This window comes from Bradyrhizobium sp. TM102 (assembly GCF_009176685.1).
GTDB classification, from domain to species: domain Bacteria; phylum Pseudomonadota; class Alphaproteobacteria; order Rhizobiales; family Xanthobacteraceae; genus Bradyrhizobium; species Bradyrhizobium ottawaense.
Map to the genome: position 1 here is coordinate 4,169,179 of NZ_AP021855.1, position 15,404 is coordinate 4,184,582.

Below are 15,404 nucleotides of genomic sequence, written 5' to 3' on the forward strand. Positions count from 1 at the left end.
CCTCGCTCGGAATCGATCTGGAGTATATGATGTCCAAAACCATTGCGATCCTCGCACCCGGCGCCATGGGCAGCGCCGTCGCCCGCCGCTTCAGTGAGCACGGCGCGCGCGTGCTGACGTCTTTGGACGGGCGGAGCGAGGCGACGCGGAAACGCGCGGCGGATGCCGGCATGGTCGACGCCGATGACAATCAGATTGCGGGCGCCGATATCATCCTCTCGATCGTGCCGCCGGGCGAAGCCGTCGCGCTGGCTGAGCGGCTGGCCGCGCTGATCGTCAGGCGCGAGAAGAAGCCGGTCGTCGTCGATTGCAATGCGATCAACGTCGACACGGTGCAAAGGATCGAGGAGATCATCGGCTCGGCGCAGGCGCGGTTCGTCGATGGCGGCATCATCGGCTTTCCGCCGCAGCCCGGCGGCAAGAGCCCGGCCTTCTACATGTCCGGCGAATACGCCAAGGAGGTCGCGGTGCTGAAGGATTTCGGCCTCGACGTGCGCATCGTCGAGGGCCCGGTCGGCGCCGCGTCGGCTTTGAAAATGTCCTATGCCGGCATCGTCAAGGGCCTCGCCGGCATCGGCTCGGCGATGGTGGTCGCGGCGACGAAAGCGGGCGCAGCGGACGCGTTGCGTGACGAACTGGCGCTGAGCCAGCCCGCGATTCTGGCGCGGCTCGAGGTCGCGCTGCCTGACATGATCCCGAAAGCGTATCGCTGGGTCGCGGAGATGCGGGAGATTTCCGGATTCCTCGGCCCGGATCATCCGGCCAGCCAGATCTATGAGGGCTTTGCGAGATGGTTCGAGCATCTCGCCGAGGATGCAAATGGTGAGGCGGCGGATGCCGCGCTGATGAAGGCGTTCGCTGCGGGGATCGCGCAGAAGAAAGCCTAGTCGCTCCCGCGAGCCGGTTTGCTTCAGATGTAAAGGTCTCTCTCCACACGAGGGGGAGTCTCCGCGAGTCCCTTTGCGACGATCTTTGCGGAAGCCCTCAGCCCGCGCCGATCAGCGGGATCGCCTCGTCGCGCTCATACAGATACAGCAGGCACCGCAGCGCCTCGCCGCGCTCGCCCTTCAGCTTTGGATCGTCCTTGAGGATGCGAAGCGCCTCGTCGCGCGCCTGGGTGATGAGCTGGCCGTGGACCTCCGAGCGCGCGATGCGGTAGCCGGGCAGGCCGCTCTGGCGCACGCCAAGCACGTCGCCTTCGCCGCGCAGCTTCAAATCCTCCTCGGCGATACGAAAACCGTCGGTGGTCTCCCGGATCACCTTCAGCCGCGCCTTCGACATCTCGCCGAGCGGCTCGGAGTAGAGCAGCAGGCAGGTCGAGGCCTCCGAGCCGCGTCCGATCCGGCCGCGCAGCTGGTGCAGCTGGGCGAGGCCAAAACGCTCGGCATTCTCGATCACCATGATGGTCGCCGCCGGCACATCGACGCCGACCTCGACCACGGTGGTCGCGACCAGCAGGCCGATCTCGTGGGCGGCGAACTGGCCCATCACGCGGTCCTTCTCGGTGCCCTTCATCTGGCCGTGCACGAGCCCGACGCGCTCGCCGAACCGCTTCTGCAGGCTCTCGAAACGCTTCGTCGCGTTGGTGAGGTGCTCGGTGCCTTCGGCCTCGGATTCCTCGACCAGCGGGCAGATCCAGTAAACCAGCTTGCCCGCCTGCAGCGCGCGGCCGATGCTGTCTGTGACTTCGGCGAGGCGGCTGATCGATATGGTGCGGGTTTCGATCGGCTGGCGGCCGGCGGGCTTTTCGCGCAGCTCGGAAATGTCCATGTCGCCGAAATAGGTCAGCACCAGCGTGCGCGGGATCGGCGTCGCGCTCAGCACCAGCACGTCGACGGCCTCGCCCTTGGACGTCAGCGCGAGCCGTTCGCGCACGCCAAAGCGGTGCTGCTCGTCGACGATCGCGAGGGCAAGATCGTGGAAGATCACATCGTCCTGGATCAGCGCATGGGTGCCGACCAGGAGGTCGATCTCGCCGGCTTCGAGCTGCGCGATGATCTCACGCCGCTCCTTGCCCTTTTCGCGGCCGGTGAGGATCGCAACCCGCATGCCGGCGCGCTCGGCGAGCGGGGCGATGGTCTTGATGTGCTGGCGCGCCAGGATTTCGGTCGGTGCCATCAGCGCGGCCTGCTTGCCGACCTCCGTGACGGCCGCGGCCGCGAGCAGCGCGACCACGGTCTTGCCGGAGCCGACGTCGCCCTGGAGCAGGCGCAACATGCGCACGGGCTGTTGCAGATCGCTGGCGATCGCCGCGGCCGCGTCACGCTGGGACAGCGTCAATGCATAGGGCAGGGCGTCGATGATCTTGTTGCGCAAGTGCCCGTCACCGGAATTGCGCACGCCGGCGGGCCGGCGCAATTGCGCGCGGATCAAGGCGAGCGCGAGCTGGCCGGCCAGGAGCTCGTCAAAGGCGAGTCGCGACCAGAACGGCTGATCGGGCAGGATGTCCGTGAGCTCGACCGGCTGGTGCACACGGTTGAGCGCCTCGGTGATCGCAGGAAGATTGCAGCGGCGCATCACCTCCGGGCTGATCCACTCCGGCAAAGCCGGCAGCTTCTGCAGCGCCTGCGCGATCGCGCGGCGGAGTGAGCCGAGCGCGAGGCCCTCCGTCAGCGGATAGACCGGGTCGATGCCGGAGAGCTTTGCGATCGCCTCCTCGTCCAGCACGCGGTCGGGATGCACCATTTGCGGGATGCCGTCGTACATCTGCAGCGTGCCGGAGACGTAGCGCTTCTCCCCCATTGGCAGCAGTTTTTCGACATAGCCGGGCTTGGCGCGGAAGAAGGTCAGCACGACGTCGCCGGTGTCGTCGCTGGCATAGACGAGATAGGGTGCGCGCGCGTTGCGCGGTGGAGGCGGGCGGTGGCGGTCGACGGTGACCTCCAGCGTCACCATGGTTCCGACCGCGGCGTCGCGGATCTTCGGCCGGGCGCGGCGGTCGATGACCTGGCTCGGCAGATGCAGCAGCAGGTCGACCAGCCGCGGCGTCTCGCTGCGGCTGAGCAAATATTGCAGCAGCTTGTCCTGCTTCGGACCGACGCCGGGCAGGCTGGTCACGGGAGCAAACAGCGGATTGAGCAGGCTGGGGCGCATGGATGCGAATCTAGGATCGTTTCGGCCCGTCATGCCCGGCTTTATGCCGGGCATCCACGGCTTTTTTCGCGGCCGCACCCGGGCGGCAGGCTTGCCAAATCGAGGGCTGACACGGCCACCCCGAATGGCTATATCAGCCCCGCCCGGCACGTCCGGGCTTTCTGCGTTTGACTGGATTTGAGACATGACGGGAACGACACGATCGAGCAGCGGGCTGGACGACCGCCGCAAGCGGCTTTTGTTCCGCTGCTGGCACCGCGGCACGCGCGAGATGGACCTGATCCTCGGCCGCTTTGCGGATGCCGAGATCGGCAATCTGTCGGACGCCGAGCTGACCGAGCTCGAGACCTTGCTCGAGGTCAACGATCCCGATCTCTATGCCGCCATCACCGGCGACAAGGTGCTGCCGGCTGATGTCACCGGCGCGCTGTTTGCCCGCATCAAGGCCTATCCGATCGCGGACCGCGACGCATGAAGCAGGGAATGAAATCTCCGGCCGAGCTGCTTGCGCCCGGCCGTGTGCTGACGCTTGCCAATGTCGCGGAAGGCGCCGAAGGCCTGGTCGTCTCCGATCTCGCCCGCGCCATCGCGGCGCGGCCGAAGAAGCCGGCCGTCAGCCTTGCCGTGGTCTGCCGCGACGGTCCGCGCATGCAGCAGCTCGAACGCGCGCTGCAGTTCTTCGCGCCCGATCTGCCGGTGCTCCAGTTCCCGGCCTGGGACTGCCAGCCCTATGACCGCGTCTCGCCGCATGGCGGCATTTTGGCACAACGCCTGACCACGCTGGCGCGGCTGGCCTCGCTCACCGGCAGCGACAAGCCGCTGATCGTGCTGACCACGGTGAATGCGATCGTGCAGCGCGTGCCGGCGCGTGAACTCGTCGCGGCGCAGGCGCTGTCGGTGGCACCCGGCAACGTCGTGCCGATGGACACCATCGTCGCCTGGCTCGAGCACAACGGTTACAACCGTTCCTCGACCGTGCGTGAGCCCGGTGAATATGCCGTGCGCGGCGGCATCCTCGATCTGTTTCCGGCCGGCCTCGAGCAGCCGGTGCGCTTCGACTTCTTCGGCGACAGCCTGGAATCGATCCGCTCCTTCGACGCCGAGACCCAGCGCACGCTGCTCGACATGCGCTCGCTCGACCTCGTGCCGATCTCGGAATTCCAGCTCGTCACCGACACCATCCGCCGTTTCCGCATGGGCTATGTCGCCGAGTTCGGCGCGCCCGAGCGCGACGATGCGCTGTATGAAGCCGTCAGCGAAGGCCGCCGCCATCCCGGCATGGAGCACTGGCTGCCGCTGTTCCAGGACCGGATGGACACGCTGTTCGATTATCTGCAAGGCGCGCCCATCGCGATCGAGCCGCAGGCCGAGGACGCCGTCCGCGAGCGATTCAAGCAGATCCAGGACTATTACGAGGCCCGCCGCGATGCCATGGAGCATCCCGCCGGCGGCGCCATCTACAAGCCGCTGCCGCCGGACCGGCTCTATCTGACCAGCGAGGAATGGACCAGGCGCGAGAGCGACATGCCGCTGCTGCGGTTGACGCAGTTCTCGGTTCCTGCCGACGGGACCAGTGTCATCGACGCCGGTGCCCGCAAGGGCCGCGATTTCGCGCCGGAGCGCAACGACAACACGGTCAACGTGTTCGAGTCCGTCGTCAGCCACGTCATGGCGCTGCACGCCCAGCGCAAGAAGGTCGTGATCGCGCTCTGGAGCGAGGGCTCACGCGACCGCATGAATTCGATGCTGCGCGACCACAAGCTGGCCCACACCACCAGCGTCAACAGCTGGCGGACGGTGCAGGCCACCCCGCGCAACGAGACCATGCTGGCCGTGCTCGGCCTCGAAAGCGGTTTCGAGACCGATGAGATCGCGCTCATCAGCGAGCAGGACATCCTTGGCGATCGCCTGGTGCGGCCGCGCAAGGCCAGCCGCAAGCTCGACAATTTCATCTCGGAGATCACGAGCCTTGCCGCGGGCGACATCGTCGTCCACGTCGACCACGGCATCGGCCGCTTCGTCGGCCTCCAGACCCTCGACGTCGCCGGCGCGCCGCACGACTGTCTCGAGCTGCATTATGCCGCCGAGACAAAGCTGTTCCTGCCGGTCGAGAACATCGAGCTGCTGTCGCGCTACGGCTCCGACCAGACCACGGTCGAGCTCGATCGCCTCGGCGGCGGCGGCTGGCAGACCCGAAAAGCAAAACTCAAGAACCGCATCCGCGAGATCGCGGGCGAATTGATCAAGATCGCCGCCGCGCGCCATTTGCACGAGGCGCCCAAGCTGCCGGTGCAACCGGGCCTGTACGACGAGTTCTGCGCGCGCTTCCCGTATGACGAGACTGAGGACCAGCTAGGGGCGATCGAATCCACGCTGAAGGATCTCGAACTCGGCCGTCCCATGGACCGGCTGATCTGCGGCGACGTCGGCTTCGGCAAGACCGAGGTGGCGTTGCGCGCGGCCTTTGCCGTCGCGCTCGAAGGCAAGCAGGTCGCCGTGGTGGTGCCGACCACGCTGCTCGCGCGCCAGCACGCGAAGACCTTCACCGAGCGCTTCAAGGGCTTTCCGGTCAACGTGGCGCAGGCCTCGCGCCTGGTCGCGACCAAGGAGCTCAATTTGGTCAAGAAGGGCATCGCCGACGGTTCGGTCGACATCGTCGTCGGCACTCATGCACTGCTCGGCAAGGCCATCAAGTTCCGCGACCTCGGCCTCGTCATCGTCGACGAGGAGCAGCATTTTGGCGTGACCCACAAGGAGCGGCTGAAGGCGCTGCGCTCCGAGGTGCACGTGCTGACGCTGTCGGCAACCCCGATTCCGCGCACGCTGCAGCTGGCGCTGACCGGGGTTCGCGAGCTCTCGATCATCGCATCGCCCCCGGTCGATCGCCTCGCGGTGCGCACCTTCGTCGCTCCGCATGATCCGCTGATGATCCGCGAGGCGCTGCTGCGCGAGCGTTATCGCGGCGGGCAGGCGTTCTACGTGGTGCCGCGCATCGACGACCTCGCCGAGGTCAAGGATTTCCTCGACAAGAACGTGCCGGAGATGAAGGTCGCGGTCGCGCACGGGCAGATGCCGCCTGCTGTGATCGAAGACATCATGACCGCGTTCTACGACGGCAAGTTCGACATCCTGCTGTCGACCACGATCGTCGAGTCCGGCCTCGACATCCCCAACGCCAACACGCTGATCGTGCACCGCGCCGACATGTTCGGCCTCGCCCAGCTCTATCAGCTGCGCGGCCGCGTCGGCCGCTCCAAGCTGCGTGCGTATGCGCTGTTCACGCTGCCGGCGCAGCAGAAGATCACCGCGCAGGCCGAGCGCCGGCTCACGGTGCTGCAATCGCTGGAGACGCTGGGCGCAGGCTTCCAGCTCGCCTCGCACGACCTCGACATCCGCGGCGCCGGCAATCTGCTCGGCGAGGAGCAGTCCGGCCACATCAAGGAGGTCGGCTTCGAGCTCTATCAGTCGATGCTGGAGGAGGCGATCGTCAACCTCAAGGCCGGCGTCTCCGAGCCCGCCGCCGACCGCTGGTCGCCGTCGATCACCATCGGCATGCCCGTGCTCATTCCGGAGGATTATGTCGGCGATCTCTCGGTGCGGCTGTCGCTGTACCGGCGGCTCGCCGATCTCGACACCGAGGAGGAGATCGAGAATTTTGGCGCCGAGATGCGCGATCGCTTCGGCGTGCTGCCGGACGAGGTGCGCTACCTCTTCAAGGTCGCCGCGATCAAGGCGTTCTGCCGCCGCGCCAATGTCGGCAAGATCGATGCCGGCCCGAAGGGCGCCGTCATCGCCTTCCGCGACAATTCCTTCGCCCATCCCGATCGTCTGGTGAGCTTCATCCGCAGCTACGGCCAGGCCGCCAAGGTGCGGCCCGACATGAAGGTGGTGTTCCTGCAGGATTGGGAGACGCCGGAAGAGCGCCTCGTTGGGACGACGGAGATCATGCGCCAGCTGGCGCAGCTCGCGGAAAGCAAGAAGGCGGCGTGAGGCGCTGTGATATCTGCAGAGGCGATGCGGCTTGAATCGTTGCGCGGCCTCTGGATCCGAAGACAATGACGTATGGTCACTTGCGGAATGACCGAGCAGTATCTATATCCAAATCATCGAGTTTCGGCCGAACGACTTGGCCTCGCCGCTTTCAAGCGCGCCTGACTGACGACCCTCCCTCCAGATCTCGACGACATCGACCGCGCTTTTGAGCGTGGCCAAACGCTTATCTATCGTAAAGGACGACCCCATGACGACGGGAACTGTGAAGTGGTTTAACAGCCAAAAGGGTTTCGGATTCATTCAGCCCGACCAGGGCAGCCAGGATGTGTTCGTTCATATCAGCGCCGTTGAACGCGCCGGCATGAATACCCTCAACGAAGGGCAGAAGGTTTCATTCGAAATCGTTGCAGACCGCCGGACCGGCAAGTCTGCTGCTGAAGATCTGCGCGCCGCATAGGCTGTCGCAATCGACATGACGTTGCTTTGACCACGGATGTACTGGCAGAGCTTCGGATCTCTTGACCCGCGACGGTTCACCGGCCGCGGGTTTTTTGCACCGGTTACCGCCTGATCGCGAATGCGAATGGTGGCGTTTCGCGCGAAAATACCCATATAGACTTCATGACCAATTGGCAGAAGTCGACCACACGACAAGCACCCAAGACCAAGGCAGAGCTCCGCCTGATGCTGACCGAAGCGGTCCGCAATACGCAACCGAGCCTCGAGTCAGAGCGAAGATTGAAAGCCAGGAAGATCGCGGCCGGGACGGCTCGCGCCGATCCAGCCTCCGGGGTCGCCTTACCGGTTCGCTAAGCCGCGAGAAGGAGCAGCATGCGCAAGCTTCCCCAGCCCACCGAGCAAGAGCTTCGGGAGGGCCCTCAGGCGGTGTCCTTCCAGATCGCGAACGGGAACACGCGGCAGAGCTGTATTCTTCAAACAAATTTCCCGACCAAGGCGCAGGCGCAGAGATACCTTCTGGCGAACTGGCCGGCCGTCGAGAAGATGGCGCGCGACGCTCTCGCGATGGGGACCGTCGAGGACGGCCAGATCAAGCTCATGATGGTTTGAGCGATCGAGCCGTGCCGGCGGATGCTACGATGCCGCCCGCGACGCATCCGCCGACAGCCGCCCCAGCAGCGACCTTGCCGTATCCGACGGCGACAGCGAATCCACGCTGACCACGGGCTCGCTGCGCATCTCGTGCTTGCCGTTGGAGGTGTGCCGCATCACCGCCGAGAGGCGGCGGGCGATCATGTGGGCGGTGCGGAAGTCGGTCTCCGCGAACACGACGATGACCGAGCCGTCCTTCTGCGCCGCGCCGAAATCCATCTGCCGCATCAGGCGGCTGAGGATCCGGGCGGCATCGAGCTGGGCGCGGGAATTGCCGGGGTCGAAGGCGAACCGCGCGACCGACAAACCACCGCCGCGGGCGAGCGTCTGCTCGACCGCCTTGGCAAAATCGCGGGCGAAGGCTTCAACCGTGAGCAGGCCGCTGCGCGGATCGAGCCAGCCGCCGGCATCGATCGAGCGGAGCGTGCGGCTCAATTGTGCTTCCATCGCATGCTGGCGGATCAGGGGCAGCGCATTGGCCGCGACGTTCGCCGGCTCGCCCGGGATCAGCTCGAGATTGGGCAGATCGTAGGTCTGTGTCAGCTGGTGCGCGGTGACGACGACGGGCAGGCTGCGGAAGCGGGAGTCCTCGGCGAGCACCGTTAGAAAGGCGTCGGTGACGCGCGCGGTAAAACCTTCGGCGAGCACGACGCCGTCGAGGTCACGGGTGTTGAGATGTTTCGCGGCGGCCTCGATCGAGAGCGCGCCGACGACGCCGGCACGTTCGCCGAGCGCGACGGAGAGCGCGGGATAGGCCGAGCCGCGGCCGATCAGGAGCACGGTGGCATCGCGGGCGGGATCGCCTTGCGGCAGCGCGACCTTCACTTCCGGCAGCCGGCGCAGCACCGTGGCATGCAGGGTGCGCACGCGCAGAGCGGCGCGAAGGCGCGCGATCAGGCGGTCGGAATTGCCGCCGCGCGAGGAGAACGGCAGGGCGTTGTGGGGCAGCGTGCCCGCAGCATCGAGGGCCACGAAAGGAAGGTAGAGCGACTGGTCGGCGATCTTCTTGGCGAGCGGCGCGATATGCGGCTCATGACCGCCGGACATCTGGGCGAGAACCGCGGCCGGCTGGACCTGCTCGACCGCGCGCGCTGCGCTGGCCCAGTCGGTGTCGACGACGGGAAAGAGCCGGGCCTCGTCCAGCGCCGCAATGAAGGGCGGCCGCTCGGCATTGGACACAAACAGGATCGGGCCCGCCTGGGACATTCGCAAAACTCTGATCACGCGACAGATGCCCCGCAATCTAGTTTGGCCGCCTTAATGCAGCGTCAACGTACCAGGCGAAACCGCGCCTAGCCGGGGCCGGAACGGTCGCGAAAAGCTTCGACCATCAGGGGGTTAAGCCCGAGCTCGCTGAGCGCTTCGCGGGCCCGGGTATTGTCCTGGGCGCGTCCGGCCAGCCGGTGGCCGGAAAGCCGGTCGGGCAGCGCGGTGAGCAAGGCGCCCTGGCCGAGCCGGCGAGCCCATTCCTGGAGGTCGTTGGAGAGGAAGCGGTAGCCGCCGACGGCCATGATGCCGGAGGGGGGCGCGGTGATGCAGATCGCGCCGCTCGGACGGTCGAGCCGGGCGGCGTAGCCGGTGTCGACATAATCGCGCGGCGGCTGCGCGATCAGCGTGTCGCCGACCGGCTGCGGCGGGGCATAGGCCGCGATCGGCACCATCGCGCCGCGGAGGCCGAGCGTGCCCTTCGGCGTCAGCAGGATCTCGCCCGCAATGGACGAGCCGGATTGCTCGCGCGGGGCGCCGTGCGGCCCGGGCATCACCGCAACGGGCATACCGTCCTCGCCGCGGCGGGCGCCGAACAGCCCGGCCTCGCCGAACAGGTAGACGTCGGTCAGCGGGGCATGGGGCGCGATCCAGGCATCGCTCGCCGCCACCTGCTCGGGCGCGCGCCACAGGCCGATGACATTGCGCAAGGTCGGCATCCGCGCCGCCAGGTCGGCATCGCCAAGACGCAGCGCGAGCTGCGCCGGCGCGATCAGCACCTCGCATTCATGCTCGTTGATCTGCTGCTCCAGCACCTCGTTCTCGAACGGATGATGCAGCGCCAGCGCGCCGCCGGAGAGCAGCCACACCGCGAGCGAGGAGGCGAGCCCTGCGAACGACATCGGCGTGAACGCCGCCATCACGGTCGCGCCCTGCCTGATGTCGGCTTCCAGCGACATCGCAAGCCCGCCGGCGATCAGGCTGAAATGCGGCCGCGGCACCGGGCGAAAGCCTTCGGCCGTGACGTCGAAGGAGATCATCGCCGCCTTGCGGCCGTCCTGAATCACGGCGCGCGTGGTGCCGGGCGGGCGGGCCAGCACCTCGTCAAGCGAAGCCATGCCTTCCGGTAGATCGGTGCCGAAGCCGCAGACGTGACGGATCGAGAAGGCTTCCGCGGCCGCATGCATCGCCAGATCGGCATAGCTGACGCCGTCGACCGTGCTCATGGTGACGATGGCGCGCGCCGCGGTGCGGTTCAGCGCGGCGGTCAGTTCCGCGTGCCGCCAGAGCAGCGGCAGCACCGCGACGACGAGGCCGGCGCGATGGGCGGCGAGCACGGTGAGCACGAACTCGACCGTGGCAGGCAATTGGATCGCGATGACGGAATTGGCCGGCAGGCCTGATTCGACGAAATAAGCCGACAGCGCCTCGATGGCCGTGTCGGCTTCGGCATAGGTCATCCGCCGCGGCTGGTGCCCGGTCACGCGGGCCTTGTTGAGGGGATCAAGCAGGGCGGGCGCGTGCGGCTGCCGGATCAGCGTGCGCTGAAACAACGTGTCGAGCGTCGGCGATACGGCTGGCTGGTTCACGGCGTCACTTTGCTTGATGAGCTTGCGGCTGCCCCTTCGACCACCAGGTCTCCGGCAAATAGCCTGAGAGCGAGGTGGCCTTGGGCCGTTCTATCCGATTCCAGCGCGCGATCCATTGCTCGGATACGTTAAACAGGGGGATTGTGTAGAAGCCCGCGATCAGAGCGCGGTCGAGCGCCCGCACCGACGAGACGAAATCCGTATGTTCCCGGGCCTCGAGCAGGGCGGCGATCATGGCATCGATCGCCGGATCCCTGGCGCCCATGTAGTTGCGGGTCCCCGGATTGTCCGCGCCAGCGCTGCCCCAGTAGAAATATTGCTCGTTGCCGGGTGACAGCGACTGGTCCCAGCGGTTCTGGATCATGTCGAATTCGTAAGCGAGCCGGCGCTGATCGAACTGCACGGGGTCGACCGTTCGCACGCTCGGCTCGATGCCGGCGCGCTTGAGGTCGCGCTGGAAGGCGAGCGCGATGCGTTCCTGGTCGCGGGTCGTGACCAGGATCTCGAAGTTGAGGGGCGCCTTGGTCTTGCGATTGCGCAGCACGGTGCCGTCGAGCTCATAGCCGGCGTCCGACAACAGCTTCAGCGCGGCGCGCAGCGTGGTGCGGTCGCGTCCCGATCCGTCAGTCACCGGCAGACGGTAGCTGCCGTCCATGACATCGGGCCGAATTTGCGCGGCGAAGGGTTTGAGCAGCTCACGCTCGCGCGCGTCCGCGGGCCGGCCATAGGCCGACAGGTCGGAGCCGGCGAAATAGCCGGCAACGCGCGAATAAAGCCCGAAAAAGTAATTGCGGTTGACCAGCTCGAAATCGAACAGAAGCGTCAGCGCCTGGCGGACGCGGATGTCGGCGAAGATTGGACGGCGGGTGTTGAACACCAGGAATTCGGAGGGTTGCGGCAGGCCCGGCTTGACGCTGTCGCGGATCACCTCGCCGCTTTTGGCGGCTGGAAAATCGTAGCCGTCGTGCCAGCGCAGCGGCTCGTGCTCGACGCGGAAATCATAGAGGCCGCGCTTGAAGGCTTCGAACTGGCCGTTGGCCTCGCGAAAATAGTCGAGCCGGATCTCGTCGAAATTGTAGAGCCCGCGGTTGATGGGCAGGTCGCGGCCCCAATAATCGGGATTGCGGGTGAGCGTCACGCTGGCCCCGGGCTTCACCGCGGTGATGCGATAGGGGCCTGAGCCAATCGGGCTCGTCAGCGTCGTCTCCTCGAAGGTCGCGACGTCGACGGCTTGCTTCGACAGGATCGGCATCAGGCCGAGGATCAGCGGCAGCTCGCGGTCGTTGGCGCCCGCGAGGTCGAAGCGGACGGTGAGGGGATCGGGCGCCTCGGCCTTGGCAACCTTGGCATAGTATTGCCGAAGGTTCGGACGACCGCGGTCGCGCAGGAGCTGCCAGGAGAACAGCACGTCTTCGGCCGTGACCTGCTTGCCGTCGGAAAAACGGGCACGCGGATCGAGACGGAACGTGACGAAGCTCCGCTCATCGTCGGTTTCGACGCTCCTGGCGAGCAGGCCATAGAGCGTGAATGCCTCGTCATTGCCGCGCGCGAGCAGGCTCTCGACCACGTAGCCCCGCATCTGCTGCACGGCTAATCCCCTCACGATGAAGGGATTGAGGCTGTCGAAGGTGCCCAGAACACCCCAGGTCAAGCGGCCGCCCTTGGGGGCATCGGGATTGGCGTAGGGCATGTGGGTGAAATCGGCCGGCATGGCCGGCTTGCCGTGCATGGCGATGGCGTGGGCTTCCTCGGCCCGCGCGCTGCCAGCGCACAGCCCACCCGCGAGCATAGAGGCAAGGACGCAAAGGCGGAGACCGGGGCCCTCGAAAAGGCGCTGGAACTTGAACATCGGCACACGTTGATTCGAGGACCGGCTAGCCTCGAATCCTATCACAGGGAATTTCACCGGGCGCAGCCGCGGATGTGGCCAAAGACGGTTGTCGGCATTGATCTTTTCGTCGGCCACGTTAAGAAGGCGGGCAATCGCGCAAGAGCGCCGAGCCCGTCACTTATCTGCCTCAATTGACGGGAAGAGAGCCGCGCCCAAGGCGGCTTGGTTCGGCGCTTCGGAGCGGTTCGGGCGCTTCCCGTTCAGAAAGGGTTTTCCGCAATGAATTTCCGTTACTTGGCCGCGTCCGTCCGGCCGCGTGGGCGACTTCTCGCCCTGTTGACGGCGACGGCGTTGGCCGTTCCGTTTGCCGCCGAGGCCCAGACCCCGGCGCCGGCCCCGGCCCCGGGTGCGCCCAAGGCGGCTCCGGCCCCGAAAGCGGCTCCCAAGGCCGCCCCGAAGGCTCCGGCACCGGCCGCTCAGGCCCCCGCGCAGCAGGCTCCCGCTGCAGGCGCTCCGGCGCAGCAGGGTGCGGCTCAGCCGGCCGACCAGCAGATCCAGCTGATCTACGCCCCCTGGACCAAGTTCTGCCTGAAGGGCCAGGACGCCAACGCCAAGCAGGTCTGCTTCACCGGCAAGGACGGCCGCATCGAATCGGGCCAGCCGGTCATCGCCGCCGTGATCATCGAGCCGGAAGGCGAGCCCAAGAAGATCCTGCGCGTGACGCTGCCGCTCGGCATGCAGCTCGTGCACGGCACCCGCATCATCGTCGACAGCAACGCGCCGCTGCAGCAGCCCTATGTGATCTGCTTCCAGAACGGCTGCATGTCCGATTACGAGGCGACGCCCGAACTCATCAACAGCATGAAGAAGGGCCAGAATCTCGTTGTCCAGGCGATCAATGCCAACGGCGCGCCACTGACGCTGCCGCTGCCGCTCGCCGGCGAATTCCAGAAGGCTTATGACGGTCCGCCGACCGATCCGAAGGTGTTCGAGGAAAACCAGAAGAAGCTCCAGGAAGAGCTTCAGAAGAAGGCTGATGAGCAGCGCAAGAAGCTTGAGCAGAGCGGTGCTGCCCCGGGCGCGGCTCCGGCCGGCCAGAAGTAATCGGGCGTCAGACGTCCAGACATGAAGAAGGCGCTCATCTCGAGCGCCTTTTTTGCTGGCTGGGTGCTGGTGGTGAAAACCTAGTTCAGCGACGGGTTGCGCGGGCGATAGCCGCCGGCCTTGTCCTTGATGAAGATCTCGGCGACCTGGGAATGCCGGACCGGCTCGCCGGAATCGTCGGGCAGAAGGTTCTGCTCCGAGACATAGGCGACGTATTCCGATTCCGCGTTCTCAGCGAGCAGGTGGTAGAACGGCTGGTCCTTGTGGGGCCGCACCTCCTCGGGGATCGACAGCCACCACTCCTCGGTGTTGTTGAATTCCGGATCGATGTCGAAGATCACGCCCCGGAACGAGAAGATCCGGTGGCGCACGACCTGTCCGATCTGGAATTTGGCGGTCCGCGCTTTAATCATTCCCCGTCGATAGACCAGGATTGTGGCCGATGCTAGTGGCCTCATCTGGAATTAACGTTCACTTTGGGGGCAGATAGCCCCCAAGTCTTCAGAAAACACTTCATCAATGGTCGATATCCTCAATCTGGCGCTACCTTATTTCGGCTTGATCTTCGTCGGTTTTGCCTGCGGCAAGGTCAAGTCCCTGCCGGAATCGGGTCTCGCCTGGATGAACTTCTTCCTGCTCTACGTGTCGCTGCCGGCGCTGCTGTTTGCGATCATGTCGAAGACGCCGTTTGCGGAATTGAACAACCCGCCGTTCCTGATAGCGACCACGCTCTCCACCGTCGCCGCGTTCACACTGGCGCTGGTCGTGGGCAAGGTTTTGGGACGGCTGACATTGCGCGAGGCGACGCTCGCAGGCCTCTCCGGCGGCTACGGCAATATCGGCTATATGGGGCCCGGCCTGGCGCTCGCCGTGCTCGGGACCAAGGCGGCGGCGCCGACCGCGCTGATCTTCTGCTGCGACAGCATCTTCCTGTTCACGATCGTGCCGCTCTTGATCGAGCTGTCCGACCGCGACCATCCCTCGATCGTGCACGCCTTCGGCGTCGTGCTGAAGCAGATCGTGCTCAACCCGCTGATCATGTCGGCCTGCTTTGGCGCCGCGGTCGCGGCGCTACATATCGAGATGCCGGTCGTGCTCGACCGCACCATCACCTTCCTCCAGAACGCCGCCGCGCCGACCGCGCTGTTCGTGCTCGGCGTGACCGTGGCGCTGCGTCCGTTCGACCGGGTGCCGTGGGAAGTGCCGGGCGTGATCGCGGTCAAGCTCCTGATCCATCCGCTGGCGGCGTTCGGCCTGATGCTGGCGTTCGGCCCCTTCGCGCAGCCCTGGGCTGCGACCGCCGTGCTGATGGCCTCGCTGCCGCCGGCGCTGAACGTATTCGTGATCGCCCGGCAGAACGATGCCTGGATCGAATCGGCGTCCGTCGCGGTGCTGCTCGGCACCTTCGCGTCCGTGGTCACGCTGACCAGCGTGATGTGGCTGCTTCAGAGCGGACGGCTGGTGTTTCCGTGAGAGAA

12 protein-coding genes are annotated in these 15,404 nt (G+C 66.1%); 7 read left to right on the plus strand and 5 right to left on the minus strand.

The window, feature by feature from the left end; translation table 11 throughout:
* Positions 1 to 29 precede the first annotated feature (29 nt).
* Entirely contained in the window at positions 30 to 887 is an 858-nt protein-coding gene (locus tag GDN70_RS20005) for an NAD(P)-dependent oxidoreductase (protein ID WP_152102922.1), read from the plus strand.
* A gap of 97 nt (positions 888 to 984) precedes the next feature.
* Here the strand turns inward: GDN70_RS20005 and recG are convergent, their stop codons facing one another.
* Positions 985 to 3,093, minus strand: a complete 2,109-nt coding sequence (recG, locus tag GDN70_RS20010; protein WP_152102923.1) for an ATP-dependent DNA helicase RecG — start codon at positions 3,091 to 3,093, stop codon at positions 985 to 987.
* 184 nt (positions 3,094 to 3,277) lie between these two features.
* Here recG and GDN70_RS20015 point away from each other — a divergent pair, with 184 nt between their 5' ends.
* The 4 genes from GDN70_RS20015 to GDN70_RS20030 all read left to right on the plus strand — a co-directional run bounded on the left by GDN70_RS20015 (position 3,278) and on the right by GDN70_RS20030 (position 8,154).
* Positions 3,278 to 3,568: a succinate dehydrogenase assembly factor 2 gene (locus tag GDN70_RS20015; RefSeq protein ID WP_028144552.1), complete on the plus strand. Its 291-nt coding sequence runs from the start codon at positions 3,278 to 3,280 to the stop codon at positions 3,566 to 3,568.
* The gene (mfd, locus tag GDN70_RS20020; protein WP_152102924.1) at positions 3,565 to 7,083 is read left to right on the plus strand and encodes a transcription-repair coupling factor; all 3,519 of its coding nucleotides are present in this window, start codon (positions 3,565 to 3,567) and stop codon (positions 7,081 to 7,083) included. The genes GDN70_RS20015 and mfd overlap by 4 nt, the downstream gene beginning before the upstream one ends.
* A gap of 250 nt (positions 7,084 to 7,333) precedes the next feature.
* Positions 7,334 to 7,543 carry a cold-shock protein gene (locus GDN70_RS20025; protein ID WP_028144554.1) on the plus strand — a complete coding sequence of 70 codons (210 nt, stop codon included), beginning with the start codon at positions 7,334 to 7,336 and terminating at the stop codon, positions 7,541 to 7,543.
* A gap of 374 nt (positions 7,544 to 7,917) precedes the next feature.
* A complete protein-coding gene (locus GDN70_RS20030) occupies positions 7,918 to 8,154 on the plus strand; it encodes a hypothetical protein (protein WP_038949101.1) in 237 nt (78 codons plus the stop codon).
* Positions 8,155 to 8,178: 24 nt separating this feature from the next.
* Here the strand turns inward: GDN70_RS20030 and GDN70_RS20035 are convergent, their stop codons facing one another.
* The 3 genes from GDN70_RS20035 to GDN70_RS20045 all read right to left on the minus strand — a co-directional run bounded on the left by GDN70_RS20035 (position 8,179) and on the right by GDN70_RS20045 (position 12,840).
* Positions 8,179 to 9,402: a GGDEF domain-containing protein gene (locus tag GDN70_RS20035; protein WP_152102925.1), complete on the minus strand. Its 1,224-nt coding sequence runs from the start codon at positions 9,400 to 9,402 to the stop codon at positions 8,179 to 8,181.
* Positions 9,403 to 9,488: 86 nt separating this feature from the next.
* Entirely contained in the window at positions 9,489 to 10,991 is a 1,503-nt protein-coding gene (locus tag GDN70_RS20040) for a class I adenylate-forming enzyme family protein (RefSeq protein WP_028144557.1), read from the minus strand.
* A 4-nt stretch (positions 10,992 to 10,995) separates the two neighbouring features.
* Positions 10,996 to 12,840, minus strand: coding sequence for an extracellular solute-binding protein (locus tag GDN70_RS20045; RefSeq protein WP_173015953.1), 1,845 nt, complete (start codon positions 12,838 to 12,840; stop codon positions 10,996 to 10,998).
* A 261-nt stretch (positions 12,841 to 13,101) separates the two neighbouring features.
* On the opposite strand from GDN70_RS20045, the gene GDN70_RS20050 reads away from it, so the two are divergent.
* Positions 13,102 to 13,926 carry an invasion associated locus B family protein gene (locus GDN70_RS20050; protein WP_038949097.1) on the plus strand — a complete coding sequence of 275 codons (825 nt, stop codon included), beginning with the start codon at positions 13,102 to 13,104 and terminating at the stop codon, positions 13,924 to 13,926.
* A gap of 80 nt (positions 13,927 to 14,006) precedes the next feature.
* Here GDN70_RS20050 and hspQ read toward each other — a convergent pair whose 3' ends face one another.
* The gene (hspQ, locus tag GDN70_RS20055) at positions 14,007 to 14,339 is read right to left on the minus strand and encodes a heat shock protein HspQ (protein ID WP_008564941.1); all 333 of its coding nucleotides are present in this window, start codon (positions 14,337 to 14,339) and stop codon (positions 14,007 to 14,009) included.
* Positions 14,340 to 14,445: 106 nt separating this feature from the next.
* On the opposite strand from hspQ, the gene GDN70_RS20060 reads away from it, so the two are divergent.
* The gene (locus GDN70_RS20060) at positions 14,446 to 15,399 is read left to right on the plus strand and encodes an AEC family transporter (RefSeq protein WP_152102927.1); all 954 of its coding nucleotides are present in this window, start codon (positions 14,446 to 14,448) and stop codon (positions 15,397 to 15,399) included.
* The last annotated feature ends 5 nt before the right edge of the window (positions 15,400 to 15,404 follow it).